The 17,398-nt window shown below is 73.0% G+C and carries 16 protein-coding genes and 1 tRNA gene; 6 read left to right on the forward strand and 11 right to left on the reverse strand.

Features of this window, described 5'->3' with window-relative positions:
* Positions 1-60: 60 nt before the first annotated feature.
* Together AB0898_RS02365 and AB0898_RS02370 are read left to right on the forward strand one after the other, a co-directional pair.
* Positions 61-357, forward strand: a complete 297-nt coding sequence (locus AB0898_RS02365) for a hypothetical protein (RefSeq protein ID WP_366800921.1) — start codon at positions 61-63, stop codon at positions 355-357.
* A 257-nt stretch (positions 358-614) separates the two neighbouring features.
* Positions 615-701 (forward strand) — tRNA-Ser (locus AB0898_RS02370).
* Positions 702-754: 53 nt separating this feature from the next.
* Here AB0898_RS02370 and AB0898_RS02375 read toward each other — a convergent pair.
* The 9 genes from AB0898_RS02375 to AB0898_RS02415 all read right to left on the reverse strand — a co-directional run bounded on the left by AB0898_RS02375 (position 755) and on the right by AB0898_RS02415 (position 10,654).
* Entirely contained in the window at positions 755-1,570 is an 816-nt protein-coding gene (locus tag AB0898_RS02375; RefSeq protein WP_366800922.1) for an HAD family hydrolase, read from the reverse strand.
* Entirely contained in the window at positions 1,567-2,844 is a 1,278-nt protein-coding gene (gene serS, locus AB0898_RS02380; protein ID WP_366800923.1) for a serine--tRNA ligase, read from the reverse strand. The genes AB0898_RS02375 and serS overlap by 4 nt, the downstream gene beginning before the upstream one ends.
* 451 nt (positions 2,845-3,295) lie before the next feature.
* Positions 3,296-4,228, reverse strand: a complete 933-nt coding sequence (gene pheA, locus AB0898_RS02385; protein WP_366800924.1) for a prephenate dehydratase — start codon at positions 4,226-4,228, stop codon at positions 3,296-3,298.
* 98 nt (positions 4,229-4,326) lie between these two features.
* Positions 4,327-5,607 (reverse strand): iron uptake transporter deferrochelatase/peroxidase subunit, encoded by a 1,281-nt coding sequence (gene efeB, locus AB0898_RS02390; RefSeq protein ID WP_366800925.1) that lies wholly within the window; start codon positions 5,605-5,607, stop codon positions 4,327-4,329.
* A gap of 8 nt (positions 5,608-5,615) precedes the next feature.
* Positions 5,616-7,601, reverse strand: a complete 1,986-nt coding sequence (locus AB0898_RS02395) for a copper resistance protein CopC (RefSeq protein WP_366800926.1) — start codon at positions 7,599-7,601, stop codon at positions 5,616-5,618.
* A 12-nt stretch (positions 7,602-7,613) separates the two neighbouring features.
* Positions 7,614-8,072 (reverse strand): copper chaperone PCu(A)C, encoded by a 459-nt coding sequence (locus AB0898_RS02400; protein ID WP_366800927.1) that lies wholly within the window; start codon positions 8,070-8,072, stop codon positions 7,614-7,616.
* Positions 8,069-8,755, reverse strand: a complete 687-nt coding sequence (locus tag AB0898_RS02405; RefSeq protein WP_366801048.1) for an SCO family protein — start codon at positions 8,753-8,755, stop codon at positions 8,069-8,071. The genes AB0898_RS02400 and AB0898_RS02405 overlap by 4 nt, the downstream gene beginning before the upstream one ends.
* A 93-nt stretch (positions 8,756-8,848) precedes the next feature.
* Entirely contained in the window at positions 8,849-9,610 is a 762-nt protein-coding gene (locus tag AB0898_RS02410; RefSeq protein ID WP_366800928.1) for a YcnI family protein, read from the reverse strand.
* A gap of 150 nt (positions 9,611-9,760) precedes the next feature.
* The gene (locus AB0898_RS02415; protein WP_366800929.1) at positions 9,761-10,654 is read right to left on the reverse strand and encodes a hypothetical protein; all 894 of its coding nucleotides are present in this window, start codon (positions 10,652-10,654) and stop codon (positions 9,761-9,763) included.
* A gap of 259 nt (positions 10,655-10,913) precedes the next feature.
* On the opposite strand from AB0898_RS02415, the gene AB0898_RS02420 reads away from it, so the two are divergent.
* Positions 10,914-11,360 carry an ATP-binding protein gene (locus AB0898_RS02420; RefSeq protein WP_366800930.1) on the forward strand — a complete coding sequence of 149 codons (447 nt, stop codon included), beginning with the start codon at positions 10,914-10,916 and terminating at the stop codon, positions 11,358-11,360.
* Positions 11,361-11,398: 38 nt separating this feature from the next.
* The gene (locus AB0898_RS02425; RefSeq protein WP_366800931.1) at positions 11,399-11,974 is read left to right on the forward strand and encodes a GNAT family protein; all 576 of its coding nucleotides are present in this window, start codon (positions 11,399-11,401) and stop codon (positions 11,972-11,974) included.
* 119 nt (positions 11,975-12,093) lie between these two features.
* Here the strand turns inward: AB0898_RS02425 and AB0898_RS02430 are convergent, their stop codons facing one another.
* Together AB0898_RS02430 and AB0898_RS02435 are read right to left on the reverse strand one after the other, a co-directional pair.
* A complete protein-coding gene (locus tag AB0898_RS02430) occupies positions 12,094-13,554 on the reverse strand; it encodes an aminopeptidase P family protein (protein WP_366800932.1) in 1,461 nt (486 codons plus the stop codon).
* A 171-nt stretch (positions 13,555-13,725) separates the two neighbouring features.
* Positions 13,726-15,249, reverse strand: a complete 1,524-nt coding sequence (locus tag AB0898_RS02435; protein ID WP_366800933.1) for a PP2C family protein-serine/threonine phosphatase — start codon at positions 15,247-15,249, stop codon at positions 13,726-13,728.
* A 507-nt stretch (positions 15,250-15,756) separates the two neighbouring features.
* Between AB0898_RS02435 and AB0898_RS02440 the strand changes: the two genes are divergently transcribed.
* A complete protein-coding gene (locus AB0898_RS02440; RefSeq protein WP_366800934.1) occupies positions 15,757-16,422 on the forward strand; it encodes a bifunctional DNA primase/polymerase in 666 nt (221 codons plus the stop codon).
* A gap of 55 nt (positions 16,423-16,477) precedes the next feature.
* Positions 16,478-17,212, forward strand: a complete 735-nt coding sequence (locus AB0898_RS02445; RefSeq protein WP_366800935.1) for a hypothetical protein — start codon at positions 16,478-16,480, stop codon at positions 17,210-17,212.
* The last annotated feature ends 186 nt before the right edge of the window (positions 17,213-17,398 follow it).

Genomic DNA, 17,398 nt, shown 5'->3' on the forward strand with positions numbered 1-17,398 from the left:
GCCTTCACTCCCGCCTCGGCACACTGGAGAGAGTCGGAGACGCGGCGCGGAGGTGCGCGGATGACCGAGCGGACACCCCAGGACGGGGAGCCGGGACGGGACGACGAGCCCGGACGGGACGACGAGCCCGGACGGGACGACGAGCCCGGACGGGACGGTCCCGGCTCGTGGGACGACGTGGTCCTCGACGAGGACTTCGTACGGGACGCCGCCACCGTCGAGCCCTCCGCCCGCGCCCGGATGCTCGCCGCCCGCTGGCGCGCGGAGCGGCCCGAGCCGCAGCCGTGGCGCTCGGACGAACCGCCCGCGGGCTGGTTCTTCAGCCGGGCCCGCCGGCGCAGATGGCGGCGCCGGTAGCGGGGTTAATTCGGTGGCGCCGGCCATGAAGGGACGGGCACAGTAGGGGTGTCCCTTCCGCCGGGAAACTCCCGGCGCACCCGAACCGGGAGAGGAGCCGGATGATGCCTCTGCACGGCAGTACGTCCGGCTTCCGGCAGGGCGGCCCGAGGCGGACTCCGGTGTAGTTACCCACCGTCGAGCCCGCTCCGCACAGGGAGCCGCCCGGGGCGGCCGCTTCGAGCACGCGAAGTCGCTCTCGCGTGGGCCGCCCACCCGGAGGATTGGCCGAGTGGCAAGGCACCGGCTTGCTAAGCCGTGGTCGGGTGTGACAGCCCGCGCACGTTCGATCCGTGCATCCTCCGCGTGACCACACCCGATGGGGCGGGGACCGTTCTCGGTCCCCGCCCCATCGGGTTCAGCCTCGCTCGTCGAGCAGCCGCTCCAGCACCACCGCGATGCCGTCCTCCTCGTTGGAGGCGGTCACCTCGTCGGACACGGCCTTCAGGTCCGCGTGCGCGTTGCCCATGGCGACGCCGTGCGCGGCCCAGCCGAACATCGGGATGTCGTTCGGCATGTCGCCGAACGCGATCGTGTCGGCCGCCTTCAGGCCGAGGCGGCGGGCCGCCAGGGAGAGGCCGGTCGCCTTGGACAGGCCGAGCGGCAGCAGTTCGACCACGCCCTCGCCCGCCATGACGACCCCGACGAAGCCGCCCGCCGCGCCCTGGGCGGCTTCGGCCAGCTCGTCGGTGCTCAGCCGGGGGTGCTGGATGTAGATCTTGTTCAGCGGCGCGGCCCACAGGTCGGACACGTCGGTGAACGGCGTGCTCGGCAGGGCGCCGGTGCCGCTGACCGTGTAGCCGGGGCCGACCATCACATCGCCGTCCAGGCCGTCCCGGCTGGCGGCGATGTACAGCGGACCGACCTCCGCCTCGATCTTCGCCAGCGCCACGCCGGCCAGCTTCCGGTCCAGGGTGACCGAGGTCAGCAGGCGGTGCTGCCCCGCGTCGTAGACCTGGGCGCCCTGGCCGCAGACGGCCAGGCCCTCGTAGCCGAGGTCGTCCAGGATGTGCCGGGTCCAGGGGACGGCGCGGCCGGTGACGACGATGTGCGCGGCACCCGCCTCGGTGGCGGCGACGAGCGCCGCGCGGGTGCGCGGCGAGACGGTGTCGTCGCCGCGCAGCAGCGTGCCGTCGAGGTCGGTGGCGATCAGCCGGTAGGGGAGGTCGCTCACTTGGCGGCCGGCTCCAGCACCTCACGGCCGCCGAGGTACGGGCGCAGCACCTCGGGGACGCGGACCGAACCGTCGGCCTGCTGGTGGTTCTCCAGGATCGCCACGATGGTGCGCGGTACGGCGCACAGCGTGCCGTTGAGCGTGGCCAGCGGCTTGACCTGCTTGCCGTCGCGCATGCGGATCGACAGGCGGCGGGACTGGAACTCGGTGCAGTCCGAGGTCGAGGTCAGCTCGCGGTACTTGCCCTGGGTCGGGATCCACGCCTCGCAGTCGAACTTGCGGGCCGCGGAGGAGCCGAGGTCACCGGTGGCCACGTCGATCACGCGGAACGGCAGCTCCAGCGAGGTCAGCCACTGCTTCTCCCACTCCAGCAGGCGCTGGTGCTCGGCCTCGGAGTCCGCCGGGTCGACGTACGAGAACATCTCGACCTTGTCGAACTGGTGGACGCGGAAGATGCCCCGGGTGTCCTTGCCGTGCGAGCCGGCCTCGCGGCGGAAGCACGGGGAGAAGCCCGCGTACCGCAGCGGCAGCTTGTCGGCGTCGATGATCTCGTCCATGTGGTACGCGGCGAGGGCCACCTCGGAGGTGCCGACCAGGTAGAGGTCGTCCTTGTCCAGGTGGTACACGTCCTGCGCGGCCTGGCCGAGGAAGCCGGTGCCCGCCATGGACTGGGGGCGCACCAGGGCCGGGGTGAGCATCGGGGTGAAGCCCGCGGCGGTGGCCTGCGCCATGGCCGCGTTCACCAGGGCCAGCTCCAGGAGGGCGCCGACACCGGTGAGGAAGTAGAAGCGGGAGCCGGAGACCTTGGCGCCGCGCTCGGTGTCGATCGCGCCGAGGATCTGGCCGAGCTCCAGGTGGTCCTTGGGCGCGAAGCCCTCGGCACCGAAGTCGCGGATGGTGCCGTGCGTCTCCAGCGTGACGAAGTCCTCCTCGCCGCCGACGGGGACGCCGGGGTGGACGAGGTTGCCGAGCCGGAGCAGCAGCTCCTGGGTCTCGGTGTCGGCCGCGTCGCGCTCGGCGTCGGCGGCCTTCACGTCGGCCTTGAGCTGCTCGGCGCGCTTGAGCAGTTCGGCCTTCTCCTCGGGAGCGGCCTTGGGGATCAGCTTGCCGAGCTGCTTCTGCTCGGCGCGCAGCTCGTCGAAGCGGACGCCGGAGGACCTGCGCCGCTCGTCGGCAGAGAGGAGGGAGTCGACGAGCGCGACGTCCTCTCCACGGGCGCGCTGGGACGCGCGCACACGGTCGGGGTCCTCACGAAGCAGGCGAAGGTCAATCACGGGGCCAAGGCTACCGGTGCGGGGGGACGGGCCGGGAATCACTTCCCGGTTCCGCTCTGCAAAGATCGTCCGGAGTACCCCGGCTTGACCGGACTCCCTTGTGGCGGGCGGTACTTGGCGGCCGCCCTTGTCCACAGGAATCCACCGGGTGGGGAAAGTTATCCACAGGCTGTGCGAAAGGGCTGTGGATTTTGGAATTGATCACTCCGGAACGGGGTGCGGGTTCGAAGAATTCCTGGTTCAAACACGCATGACACCCACTTTCGGACGTAGATGGGTCACCTCAAAAGGTGAATCGAAGGAAACGGGTAGACGAAAGCCGATCTATATAAGGATCGTCGGCCTTGGACCGGCTAGGGCGATTTGTCGACCGTCGGGCCTGTTGTTGTCGACTTGTCCCCAGGTCGAGAAGCTGACCTGTGGATAACTTCTGTGGACAACGCGGAGGCCGCTAGAACCGGCCGTCCTGGCAGCCCGCCACCCAGTCGGCCGCCGCCAGGAACTCCTGGTCCGACGTGCCCGGCGGGGTCGGCCTGGCCTCCCCGGGCCTGATGTCCGCGCGCGGATAGGAACCGAGGAAACGCACCTGGAGACAGATCCGCTTCAGGCCCATCAGTGCCTCGGCCATGCGCCGGTCGGAGATGTGCCCCTCGGCGTCGATGCAGAAACAGTAATTACCGATACCTGCCCCGGTCGGACGCGACTGGAGCAGCGTCAGGTTGATACCGCGCCCCGCGAACTCACCCAGAAGGTCGCGCAGGGCACCGGGGTGGTCGTCCCGCTGCCAGAGCACCACCGAGGTCTTGTCGGCGCCGGTCGGCGCGGCGGGCCGGGCCGGGCGGCCGACCAGCACGAACCTGGTCTGCGCGTTCTCCGCGTCGTGGATGCCGGTCTCCAGCGGGACCAGGCCGTACCGGGCCGCCGCGAACTCGCCCGCGAAGGCCGCGTCGTACCGGCCCTCCTGGACCAGCCGGGCGCCGTCCGCGTTCGAGGCGGCGGACTCCCAGAGGGCGTCCGGGAGGTGGGCGCGCAGCCAATTGCGGACCTGCGGCTGGGCGGCCGGGTGGGCGGTGACCGTCTTGATGTCGGCCAGCTTCGTGCCGGGGCGGACCAGCAGCGCGAAGGTGATCGACAGCAGCACCTCGCGGTAGATCATCAGCGGGTCCCCGGCGACCAGCTCGTCCAGGGTGGTGGTGATGCCGCCCTCGACCGAGTTCTCGATCGGAACGAAGGCCGCCTCGGCCTCGCCGTTGCGTACCGCGTCCAGCGCGGACTGCACCGACACATAGGGGATCAGCTCACGGGTGGCCGCCTCCGGAAGCGTGCGCAGGGCGACTTCGGTGAAGGTGCCTTCGGGACCGAGATACGCATAGCTCGCTGGCATGACCTCACCCTAATGGCCGCGCGGGAAGCAGGCTCGGGCGTCTCACGACGGCCACTCGCACGGGTGGTTTCGATTGCCGGGCACCGCAGAGGTGCGGCTCAGCCCTCCAACAGCCGCTGCCCCACGTACTCGCCCTTCGCCGCGCCGCCCGGCACCGCGAACAGGCCGCTCGACTCGTGCCGCAGATAGGCGGAGAGCGCGTCCCCCCGGTCGAGCTTGCGCTGCACCGGGACGAAGCCGCGCAGCGGGTCCGCCTGCCAGCAGATGAAGAGCAGCCCGGCGTCGGGCGTGCCGTCCGCGTCGAAACCGTCGTGGAAGGAGAAGGGGCGCCGCAGCATGGCCACGCCGCCGTTGCGGTCGGGCCGGGTGATCCGGGCGTGCGCGGTGAGCGGCACCAGGTACTCGCCGTGGGCGTCCGTCTTCTCCAGGTCCATCGGCGTGGTCTCGTCGCCCCCGGACAGCGGGGCCCCGTCGGACTTGCGGCGCCCGACGACCGCCTCCTGGGCCTTGAGCGACAGCTTCTCCCAGTCGTCGAGCAGCATCCGGATGCGCCGGACGACCGCGTAGGAGCCGTTCGCCATCCAGGCGGGCTCCCCCGAGGCGGGGACGAAGATCCGCTTCTCGAAGTCGGGCTCGGCGGGCTTGGGGTTGCGGGTGCCGTCGATCTGGCCCATGAGGTTGCGGGCCGTCATGGGGTGCGCGGTGGCGCCCGGCGAGCGGTTGAAGCCGTTCATCTGCCAGCGGATGCGGGCCGCGTCCCCCGCCTCCTTCTGGAGGGCGCGCAGGGCGTGGAAGGCGACCAGCGCGTCGTTCGCGCCGATCTGCACCCACAGATCGCCGTCGCTGCGGGACGTGTCGAGGTGGTCGGAGGAGAAGGCGGGCAGCGGGTCGAGCGCGGCAGGGCGTTGCTTCTCCAGGCCGGTGCGGGCGAAGAAGGAGTGTCCGAAGCCGAAGGTGACGGTCAGCGAGGCGGGCCCGGCGTCGCGGGCCACGTCGGTGTCGTCGTGCGGCGCGGGCTCGCCCGCCATCAGCCGCTCCGCCGTCGTCGACCAGCGGCGCAGCAGGGCCGCGGCCTCCTTGCGGCCCGCGCCGGGCGCCAGATCGAAGGCGATCAGATGGCCGCGCGCCTGGAGCCCCTCGGTGATGCCGGGCTGATGTTTCACGTGGAACATCGCCCGGTCCGAGCCGAGAGAGGTGAGCGGAGCGGCGGGGGCGGGCGCGGCGGCGTACCCGACGGAGGCCCCGGCCGCGCCGAGTACGAGACCGGTGGCCCCGGCGGTGCCGAGCAGGGTGCGCCGGGAGACGCCCCGGGCGCCGGACTGCTCCGGTGCCGGGGTGCCGGTGTCCTCGCGGGTCTGGGGGACGGAGGGGTCGGGCATGGTGCGGTTCAGCCGATCTGCGCGTTCTTGGAGACGGTCGCCTGGTCGATGTCGGAGGTGCGCACGGTCACGGCGACCTTCCAGTCACCGGCCACGGGGATCTGCACCCCGGTGGCGGCCCAGTGGCCGTTCGTGATGTGTTCCGTCTTCACGGGCAGGGGGCCGATCTTCTTGGCCTCCTGGGTGAGGGCGACCTTCACCTCGGGGACGTCGAAGGGGCGGCCGTCGGGGCGCTGGACGTAGACGTGCATCTCGTTGCCGCCGACCCGCGCGGGGTCCAGGTCGATGCGGACCAGGCCCTTGCCGTTCTTGCCGCCGGTGTCGAAGGCCATGTCGAGCGTCAGCGCGCCGGAGGTGTCGGAGGCGGCGGAGCTGCCGGCGGACGTGCCCGCGGCCTTCGCCTCCTGCTCGGTGCGGCCCGGCTCGGTCTGGGTCAGCGCGGTGGTGACGGCGAGCAGGACGACGGCGACGGCCGCCTCGGTGAGCACCGAGCGGCGCAGCCCGGACCGGTTCGGGTCGGCGTCCCGCAGCCGCTTGCGCCGGGCGTCCGCCACGGCACTGCGCTGCCGGGCGAGCTGGGCGGTGCGCTCGGCGCTGTCCGTGGTGGTGGACGTGGTGCCCGCCGCGGACTTCTCGCCCTGCGCGGCGGCGGCCGTGGTGGCGGGCACGTCGGCCGCGTCATCCGCCTCGGGGGTCTCCCCCTCGGAGGTCTCCTCCGCTGCCTCGGTCTCCGGGTGCTCCGTCAGCCGTCCCGTCCACCGCCGGGAGATCCCCGCGACGGCGACCATCACGGCCACCAGGCCGATCTTCACCAGCAGCAGCTGTCCGTACCGGGTCTCGGTGAAGGCGGACCAGGAGCCGAGCTGGCGCCAGGACTGGTAGACGCCGGTGGCGACCAGGGCGAGCACCGAGCCGAAGGCGAGCCGGGAGAAACGCCGTACGGCCGACGCCTCGACCGTGGTGTCCGCCGGTGCCCGGTAGAGGGCGACCAGGAGGGCGGTCAGACCGCCGAGCCAGGCGGCGACGGCCAGCAGATGGACGATGTCGACCGGTATGGCGATGCCCGGCTGGAGCCCGGTGGAGGCGTGCTCGGCCATGGCCCAGCTCGCCGCGAGCCCGGCCGCGACGACCACGCCGCCGATGGCCAGCCCGAAACCGAGGTCCCGCTTCTCCTCGGCCTCCTCGCCGGTGGCGCTCTCCTCGGCGTCCTCGTCCCCCTTCGCGTACGCCCCGAAGAGCACCGCCACGAAGAGCGCGGCGGCGGCGAGCAGCAGCAGCCGGGAGACCAGCGCCGCACCGGCCTTGGTCTGGAGCACCTGGCCGAGCAGGGCCAGGTCGAAGACGTCCCCGAGCTTGCCCGAGGTGGTGTACGAGCCGCGCAGGAGCAGCAGCCACAGCGTGGCGCCGGTGAGTCCCACCCAGCCGCCGACCACCAGCCGCTGCAGCGCCCGTACTCCGGCGCCGCGCCGCCAGCAGGCCAGCACGAAGGCGGCCCCGCCGACCAGCACGATGTACCCGGCGTAGGACGCGTACCGCCCGACCGCGTACAGCGTGCCGACCACGCCGCCGCCGACCGTCGCGGTGCCGGAGACGACGGTCTGGGAGGGCGCCCCGATCGAGAAGGTGTAGGCGCCGGCGACGGGGTGGCTGTCGGCCGAGACGACTTGGTAGGTCACCGTGTAGGTGCCCTTGGCCAGGCCGCTCTTCAGCTGGACCGCGTAGGTGGTGCCGCTGACGTTGGCGGGCTTGCCGCGCTGGACGGGCTTGCCCTTGGGGTCGAGGACCCGCAGGGAGTCGTCGCCCATCGCGACCTGCTCGGAGAAGGTGAGCGACACCTGGGTGGGCGCCTTGTCGACCACCACGCCCTGGGCGGGGTCGCTGCCGGTCAGCGCGGCGTGCGCGGAGGCGGGCGCCGCACCCGCGAACAGCACGGCGGTGACGGCGAGAAGCAGCAGCACCAGAGGGCGCAGCCGGGGGGTGATGGTCCGGGTCACGATGGTCCCTCCCTAGTGGCCGGTCGACGGGTTGTACGTGGCGGACCGCACCGGCATCTCGACGGTGAGCGGTTTGGAGTGGGCGAAGCCGAGTTTCACCGTGACCCGCTGGCCCTCGCGCGGCTTGCGCTTGAGGCCCTCGAACATGAGGTGGTCGGCCCCGCTCTTGAACACCAGCCGGCCGTGGGCCGGTACGGCGAAGGAGGTCTGCTCCGTCATGGCGCCGCCGCTGGTGCTGTGCATGGTGACCTCACCGGCGATGTCGCTGCTGACGGAGGTCAGCTCGTCGGCGCCGCCGCCCTTGTTGGTGACGGTGAGGAACCCGGCGGCCATGTCGGCCGAGACCGGCTGGGGCATGTACGCGGCACCGGCGGACAGTTCGGGACGGCCGCCGGAGTCCGAGCCGCAGCCGGTGAGGGCGAGCGTCCCGGCGAGCGCGGCGACGGCGGCGAGCGGCAGATGACGCCTCACGGCTTCGCTCCCCGGACCAGCTTGGGCAGGTCCTTGGTGTAGTCGTCGACCGTGGCGTCCTCGCCGTAGAGGACGTAACCGCCGTCGGTCCTGGGGGAGAAGGCGATGACCTGGGTGCCGTGCACCGAGACGGTCTTGCCGTTCTTGTCCTTGGTGGTCGGCTCCACGGAGATGCCCAGGGTGCGGGCGCCCGCCTTGATGGTGGGGAAGTCGCCGGTGAGGCCGATGAAGCGGGGGTCGATCCCCTTGAGCCACTTGCCGAGTTCGGCCGGGGTGTCACGGCCGGGGTCGGTGGTGACGAAGACGACGCGCAGCTTGTCCTGTTCGGCCTTGGGCAGCGCCTTCATGGCGACGGCGATGTTGCTCATCGTCGTGGGGCACACGTCGGGGCAGTGGGTGTAGCCGAAGTAGACGAGGGTCGGGTGGCCCTTGGTCTCGGCGCGCAGGTCGTACTTCTTGCCGTGGGTGTCGGTGAGGACCAGGTCCGGCTTCTCGAAGGGCTGGTCGAGGACGGTGGCGGCCTTGCCGGAGTCGGTCTCCTCGGAGACGGACGAGACCGGCGACCTGGCGTCGTCACCGGAGCCGCAGGCGGTCAGGCCGAACGCGGTGGCGGCGAGCAGGGCGGCCGCGGCGAGGGTCTTCCCGCGCGCGGAGAGGGGCGCCGAGGGGCGCGGGGCAGGCATGGAGGGCATGGCAGAACTTCCCGAAAGGTGAGGAATCCGCCGCGCACCGGGGCCGCACGGGTGGTGCGTCCCCGGTGCGCGCGGACGGGTGGGTCAGGCGGTGCGGCGGCGGCCCGCGAGGACGCCGTAGCCGACGCCGGCCGCGCCGACGACGATGCCGACGATGCCGAGGACGCGGGCGGTGGTGTCGGTGCCGCCGTCCTTGTCGGAGGCGGCCGCGGTCTGCTCGCTCTTGCCGCCGGCCTTGTCGTCGGACGGGGCGCCGGCCGTGCCGGTGGCGGCGGCCTGGGTGCCGTGGTGGTCGTCCGTGGCGGCCGTCAGCTCCAGCGTCGGGGCCGGGTTCTCCGGCTCGTCCTGGCCCTTCTGCTGCACCTCGATCCAGCGGACGACCTCCTTGTTGGAGTACGTCTGCAGCGCCTTGAAGACGAGCTGGTCGGTGTCCTCGGGCAGGGCGCCCAGCGAGAGCGGGAACTTCTGGAAGTAGCCGGGCTGGATGCCCTTGCCGTCGGCGGTCCAGGTGACCTTGGTGACGGCCTCGTCGATCTTCTCGCCGTGCATGGTGAGCGGCTTGGCCAGCTTGGACTTGGTGACCTTCACGTTCCAGCCCGGCACCGGCTGCGGCATGACCGAGGCGATGGGGTGGTCGGCGGGGAGGTTCACCTCGAGCTTGGTGGTCGAGGCGTTGTCGCGCTCGTTGGGGACCTTGAAGTCGACGACCGCGTAGCCGCCCTTGGCCGCGGCGCCCTCGGGCTGCACGGTGACGTGCGCGAAGGCGGGGGCCGACAGCGCGAGGACGGCGGTGCCGGCGACGGCGGCAGCGGCGGCGATACGGGCGGTGGTACGGGAAACCTGCATGGCAGAGCACTCCACTCTGAGCGAGATCCGATGACGAAGAGGGGTGCGCGTGCGGTCGGTCCGACGCGTGCACGCGCGCGCCGCGTGACGGCGGCCCCTCTCCGCGTGGTGCCGGTGGTCCGGTTCCCGGGGAGTGGTGGTCGCGTCGTGTCAGGCGGCGAGGCGGAACGCGGCGGCGGGCGGGCCGCGCCGGATCACGGAGTGCTGGAGCGCGGTGGTGTGCGGGGCGGGCTGCTCGTCGCGGTCGTCGCGGCGGGCGCGCGGGTCGGGCCCGGTGGCGGGCAGCAGCCCGGCGCACAGGGCGCGCGCGAGGGCGAACGCCGCGCGCAGGGACCGTACGAGCGCGGCCTCGGCGACGCCGTGGGCCGACAGCCCGATCAGCCGCAGCACGGCCAGGTCGCCCCGGCGCAGCAGCCAGCCGACGGCCACGGCCGCGAGGACGTGCCCGAGCAGCATCTGCAGCGAGGGCAGCGCGGCGGCGGAGAAGCCGGTCAGGTCGTGGGCGTGCGGGGCGGCGGCCGCCGGGGTGCCCAGGAGGTGGCCCGACGGGTCGATCAGCCGTGCGTCGAGCAGCAGCTGATAGGCCCGGCCGGGGCTGAGCGTCGAGGGGGCGGAGCCGCACAGCAGCCGGGTGGCCCGCTCGACGAGCACGTCCTGGCTCGGGGCCACGGCGCCCATGTGCATGGACCCCATGCCGCCCATGCCGCCCATGCCGCCCATGTGCATGGACCCCATCGAACTCATGGAGCCCGCCGCAGCCGTGGACGTGTGCTGGCCGAGACCGAACAGCGTGTGCAGCGCGGTCTGGCCGAGCGCGAGGAGTGCGGCGATGGCGGGCAGCGAACGCGCCCGCCCCGCGAGCGGCGCCATGATCAGCAGCGAGCCCGCGAACCCCGCGCCGAGCGTCCACAGCGGGACGGTCGCGCAGGAGGCCATGGTGTGCCCGGCCGCGGCCAGCACGACACAGACCGCGGCGAACACCGCGGCCCGCAGCAGCCGGAACCGGGTTCCGGCGCGCGTCGTGCGCGCGTGGGGGGCAGTCATGGCGGGGCTCATCATCGCACTGCGCTCCCGGGCCCCGTACGCCAGGTGGCCGGATTCGGCGGCAGGGAAAGCGAAGGGGAGGCGACGGGACGGCGCCGGCGGAGCGCGGGGCACACGCGTGGGGCGCCCGGGGCCATACACCGATTCGTCCCCCGCGCGCATCGGCTCTATGGGCGACCTCACGCTCCGGAGGGGCTTACGCACGCGGAGCGGCGGCAATACGTAACGGTATGTCGAGCCGCGGCCTGGAGGCTGGAGCATGAGCATCTGGTGGTCCGTCCACTTGCGACGCGAGGCCGCGAGCGTGCCGCTCGCCCGCAGGCTCCTGATCGGCACGATGGAGACGGCGGGCGTCGACCCGGACGTCTCCTACGACCTGTCGGTGGCCCTGAGCGAGGCCTGCGCGAACGCGGTCGAGCACGGCGGAGACGGCGTGCGCGGCGGCGGCTCGGAGGCGTACCGGGTGACCGCCTACCTCGACGGCGAGAAGTGCCGCATCGAAGTGGCCGATTCGGGGCCGGGGTTCGGGTCCGTGCCCGAGGTCCGCCCGGCGCGGGCGGACGCCGAGGGCGGCCGGGGGCTGTGTCTGATCAGCGCGCTGGCCGATCACGTCCACATCGGGACGGGTGCGGGCCGGGGCGGCACGGTGGTGAGCTTCGACAAGGTCCTCAAGTGGAAGAAAGATCCTTCCCTGCTTACGGCATGAGGGGTTCCACCGGGCGCCCGCGCGGCTAGGGTGCGCGCATGTCTGCGGAACTCATTCAAAACCAGGAAATAACGGGTGGATTCACCCTGCGTGCCCTCGCCCCCCACGACGCCCCCGGGCTGGCCGCCGCCTATACCGACAACCGTGCCCACCTCGCCCCCTGGGAGCCGGTCAGGCCCGACTCCTTCTTCACCGCGGGCGGCCAGGCCGAGCGGATCGAGGGGCTGCTGCGGAGTTGTGCGGACGGAACCGTGGCGCCGTGGATCATCGAGACGCCGGACGGCCGGATCGCGGGGGCGATCACCCTGTCCGGCATCTCCCGGGGTCCTTTCTGCAGCGCGAGCGTCGGCTACTGGGTGGCCGCCGACCGGCAGAACCAGGGGCTGGCCAGCGCCGCCCTGGAGCGGGTCTGCGACCTCGCCCGCGACCGGCTCGGACTGCACCGCGTCGAGGCGTCCACGCTGACCGACAACACCGGCTCGCAGCGGGTCCTGGAGAAGTGCGGGTTCGCGCCGATCGGGCTCGCCCCGCGCTATCTGCACATCGACGGCGCCTGGCGGGACTGCCGCCTCTTCCAGCGCGTACTGCACGACCACGCCCCGGCGGCTCTCTGACCAGGCCCCCCCGAACGCACCGGCGGCCGGACACCCCGTGAGGTGCCCGGCCGCCGCCGTCGTACGAGGGAGAGCGCTCAGCCTCTGGGCCTCAGTCCTTGAGGCTCAGTTCCTGAGTCTCAGCCCTTGAGCCCGGCCATCCACGCCTCGACCTCGTCGGAGCGGCGCGGCAGTCCCGCCGAGAGGTTCCGGTTGCCGTCCTCGGTCACGAGGATGTCGTCCTCGATGCGCACGCCGATGCCCCGGTACTCCTCGGGGACCGTCAGGTCGTCGGCCTGGAAGTACAGGCCGGGCTCGACGGTGAGGACCATGCCGGGCTCCAGGGTGCCGTCGACGTAGGTCTCGGTGCGGGCGACCGCGCAGTCGTGCACGTCCATGCCGAGCATGTGACCGGTGCCGTGCAGGGTCCAGCGGCGCTGGAGGCCCAGCTCCAGGACGCGCTCGACCGGGCCCTCGACCAGGCCCCACTCGACCAGCTTCGCGGTGAGCACCCGCTGCGCGGCGTCGTGGAAGTCGCGGAACTTGGCGCCGGGCTGCACGGCGGCGATGCCCGCCTCCTGGGCCTCGTACACCGCGTCGTAGATCTTGCGCTGGACGTCGGTGTACGTGCCGTTCACCGGCAGGGTGCGCGTGACGTCGGCGGTGTAGAGGGTGTGGGTCTCCACGCCGGCGTCCAGCAGGAGCAGGTCGCCGGAGCGGACCGGGCCGTCGTTGCGCACCCAGTGCAGGGTGCAGGCGTGCGGGCCGGAGGCGCAGATCGAGCCGTAGCCGATGTCGTTGCCCTCGACGCGCGCGCGGAGGAAGAAGGTGCCCTCGATGTAGCGCTCGGAGGTGGCCTCGGCCTTGTCGAGGACCTTCACCACGTCCTCGAAGCCGCGCACGGTGGAGTCGACGGCCTTCTGCAGCTCGCCGATCTCGAAGTCGTCCTTGACGAGACGGGCCTCGGAGAGGAAGACCCGCAGCTCCTCGTCGCGCTCGGCGGTGACCTTGTCGGCCAGGGCCGCCTCGATGCCGGCGTCGTGGCCGCGCACGACTCGCACCGGACCGGTGGCCTCGCGCAGCGTGTCGGCCAGCTTGCGCACGTCGGCGGCGGGGATGCCGTACAGCGCCTCGGACTCGGTCAGCGAGTGGCGGCGGCCGACCCACAGCTCGCCCTGGCCGGAGAGCCAGAACTCGCCGTTCTCGCGGTCGGAGCGGGGCAGCAGGTAGATGGTCTCGCGGTGGCCGCCCTCGGCGGGCTCCAGGACGAGGACGCCGTCCTCGGTCTGGTTGCCGGTGAGGTACGCGTACTCGGTGGCGGCGCGGAAGGCGTACTCCGTGTCGTTCGAGCGCGTCTTGAGGTTGCCCGCGGGGATCACGAGGCGCTCACCCGGGAAGCGGGCGGACAGCTCGGCGCGGCGGCGCCGGGTCTCGGCGGCCTGGGCGACCGGCTTCAGGTCCCGCAGTTCGGTGTCGGCCCAGCCGCCGCGCATGTTGTCGGCCAGCTCGTCGGAGACGCCCGGGTACAGGCCGTTCTTCCGCTGCTTGATGGGCTCCTCCGCCTCGGACTCCGGGGTCTCCGGGTTGAGCTCGTCGGACACGTGATCCTCCTCCGTACGGCAAGTGGTCTCCCCGGGCTCGCGAGGTCCGCGACCGTGCCCGAGCTGGGAACCACCATCATCGTACGGTCGTACCGGGACGGACCGGGGCGTCGGTACGGGGCGGGGGCGCGGCGTCGATGCGGGGCGTGCGGCGTCGTGGTGGGCGCCGGCTCAGTCGAAGCGGGCCGCCAGCAGGACCACGTCCTCCTCGTCGTCCCGCGCGTCGAGGCCGTCCGGCAGGACCGTGCGCAGGACGTGGTCGGCGACGGCGCCCGGGTCGCCGCGCAGCGCGCGCGGGACGCTCGCGGCGGCCGCGCGCAGCCGGGCGAAGGCGCGGTCCATGGCCTCGCCGGTGCGGTGCAGCAGTCCGTCGGTGTAGAGGAGAAGCGTCTCTCCGGGCTCGGCGTGGAACTCCAGGCTGGGCGCCTCCCAGCAGGCGAGCATGCCGAGCGGCGCGGAGACGGAGGTCTCGGCGAACTCGGTGCGCCGCTCCCCGACGACCAGCGGCGGGCTGTGTCCGGCCCCGGCCAGGGTGATCTTGCGCAGGGCGGGCTCGCAGTAGGCGAAGAGCGCGGTGGCGGAGCGGGCGGGCTCGGTCAGCCGCAGCAGCAGCTCCAGGTCGGACAGGACGGCGACCGGGTCCTCGCCCTCCATCACGGCGTAGGCCCGCAGCGAGGCGCGCAGCCGGCCCATGGCGGCGACCGCGCCGGGTCCTGAGCCGGTGACGGAGCCGACGGAGAGGCCGAGCGCGGCGTCCGGCAGCGGCAGGGCGTCGTACCAGTCGCCGCCGCCGTGCGGCCCGGTGCGGTGCCGGACGGCCAGCTGGACGCCGGGCACCCGGGGCAGCCGGGAGGGCAGCAGCTCCTCGGTGATGGTCGCCGCGCGGGCGCGGGCGCGCTCCACCTCCGTGAGCAGGGCGAGGTGGGCGGCGGCGTGCCGGACGTACAGACCGATCAGATGACGGTGGTGTTCGTCGGGGGCGGCCGGTTCGTCGTAGAACCAGACGGCGCCGCCGAGTGTGCCCGCCGGCTCGGAGACGAGCGGGAGCGCGTAGCAGGCGGCGTAGCCGAGACGGGTGGCCACCTCGCGGTGGCGGGGGTCGAGGCCGTCCTCGGCGAACAGGTCGGCGCGGACGCTCTCGCCGCCCGGGACGGGGTGGAGCGGGCCGTGCGGGACGGTCTCCAGGTGGCCGATGTCGGCGCGGTCGAGGCCGAGTCCGAGGGTGGTGCGCGGGCCGCTCCCGTCGCCGGGCTCCAGCACGACGAGGCCGCGGCGGGCGCCGGCCAGGGCGGCCCCGGCGCGCAGCAGCTCCTGGAGGGCGGCGTCGAGGGTGCCCGTGCGGCACAGCCGTTCGGTCAGTTCCTGGAGGGTGGTGAGGTCCGAGACCCAGCCGGCCAGCCGGTCCTGGAGCAGGGTGCCGGGGGCGGGCGCGTGAGGGGCGGGGACGGCGGGTGCGGCGGGCGCGGTGTCCGGGGGGAGAGCGGCGTCCGGGACGGGAGGGACGGGCGCGACAGTGTGGGCGGGAGTGGCAACCGTGGGATCGATTCCGGCCACTTTCGCGGGGTGCGGGGCGGTCATGGCGTTCGGCTTCCGGGCCGGTGCGTCGTGCTGAAAAGCATCGCGAACCCCCATGTCGTTCTGCGCCGCTGGCAGTGTCTCCACATGTACACGGACTCGTGAGGGGATGTCCAGCATTGTCCTGCCGGTATTCCTGGTGTCCGTGCGTCTGACGTGCTTTTCCTTCGATGCCCTTGCCTTACTGGCAAGTTGGCTTGAAACTGCCTCGGGTAAGGCTCCTCTGCGGTCGACTGGCCCTGCTCCACGGAGCGTCACAGCGGTCGTGATGGGTACGTACTCGGAGAAGGCCAGGGGCGGTTGGGCGACAGCCCGGAACCTGGCGGCGGACCCGGGCGTCATACCAACCGACGGCCGAGCCCCATCCTCCCGTGGCGGAGGCGGAGAGAAACACGCGCGACGGCAAAACGCCAGGCTTCGCCACCCCCCGCGCCGCAGCCGTACTCCTGCTGGACGCACCACCGACGCGGCCGATGTTCGACCCCGGGGGCTCTTCCTGCCGTGCGCGGGGGCGTGATGCGCCACAAGGTACGCAGAGTGAAGTGATCGACACATGATGTGATTCCACGGTGTTGCCAGCGGTGCAACGGAGTTGCCCAGCGGTGCAACGGAAAGGAACGAGCGCTCATGCGCGAGATCCTCGGAAGGCGACGCGGGCTGCTGCCCGGGAGGCACGAGTCCGGGCCGGATCTGCCCGGCGCGGCCCTGACCTTCGCGACCGAGTGGCGGTGGCCGGTACTCCCGGGCGTGGCGCCGGACTCCGGCGGCCCGTCCCGCTGCTCCTGCCCCGACCCGGACTGCACGGTGCCCGGCGCCCACCCCTTCGACCCCGGCCTGCTCGCGGCCAGCACCGACGCGCGCATGGTGCGCTGGTGGTGGGGCCGGCGCCCGGCCGCCCCGATCGTCCTGGCCACCGGCGGCCAGGCGCCGTGCGCGGTCAGCCTGCCCGCGCTCGCGGCCGCCCGCGCCCTCGCCCTGCTCGACCGGCGCGGCAAGCGGCTCGGCCCGGTGATCGCCACGCCGGTCCGCTGGGCGATCCTGGTGCGGCCGTACTCCATGGAGCAACTGGGTGAACTCCTCTACGCCCAGGACCATGTCCCCGGCTCCCTCCGCTTCCACGGCGAGGGCGGCTATCTCGCCCTGCCCCCCTCCGAGACCGGCCAGGGCGCCGTCCGCTGGGAGCGCGCCCCGCTGCCCGGCTCGGCGCGGCCCTGGGTGCCCGACGTGGAGGCCGTGGTGCCCACCGTCGTCGAGGCCCTCACTCGTACGGGTGTGAGCGCGCCCGAGTTGTAGGGGTGTCGGGCGGCAGCGGGCCCGGACTGCCTTCCGGGCTCGTTATGTTCCGCCCATGCTGCGCATCCCCACCGGCCCCGGCGGCCGGGCCCCCGTACGGCCGCGTCTGCCGACCCTCGCCGGACTCGCGGTGGCGGCGGTGCTGCTGCCGCTGGGCACGGCGTCGGGACAGCCCGGCGGGCCGGACCGGTCCGGGGGCGGTACGGCGGTCGCCGGCGCGTCCGGTGGGCGTACGGCGGTTGCCGGCGCGCCCGCTTCCGGTGCGGGCGCCGCCGGCGGGTCCGGCGCGGGGGTGTCTGTCAGGGGTGTGCCTGCCACGGGTGCGCCCGTCGTGGGGGTGCCCGTCGGCTCCCCGTCCGCCGGCCGTACGCCCGCTGCCGTCCCGCCCGCTCCGGAAGCCGGCGTAGCCGGGCGGGAGCGCCGCCGGACCCTGGGGCTCGGGCAGGCCACCGCCGTCCGCTGCGGTCCCGGACTCTCCGCGCCGGACGGTGTCGAGGCGCAGACCTGTGTGCTGACCCGGGGCGGCGAGACCTGGGCCCGTACCTACTACCGCAACACCAGCGGTGACGCGATGGACGCCCTGCTGAGCCTCATGGGCCCGGGCGGCCGGACCGTGCTGACGCGCTGCGCGGCCGACGGCGACGACGAGCCCGCCACCTGCGAGACCCCGCGCGTGCGCGTCCGGGGTGCCGGGGGCGTTCCGGGTGCCTTCACGGCCGTCGCGGAGTTCGCCGGGCGGGGCGATGCCGCGCCACTGCTGCTGCGGGCCGGGAGCAACTTCCCCCGTTAGCAAGGGAGTTGGTGTCGCACCGCGGGTGCGTGACCGGCACGCGGGCATGGAAAGGCCCGGTTGCTGGCGACGGGGGATGCACCAGCAACCGGGCTACTGGAACGGTAACAAGAGATCGGCGGTTCGCAAATTCCGGCTCGGCCATTCGGCCACCGATTGCCTTGTCAGAACCGGGAGTTGTGACAG

Origin of the sequence: Streptomyces sp. NPDC005435 (genome assembly GCF_040703155.1) — a bacterium.
GTDB lineage: Bacteria > Actinomycetota > Actinomycetes > Streptomycetales > Streptomycetaceae > Streptomyces.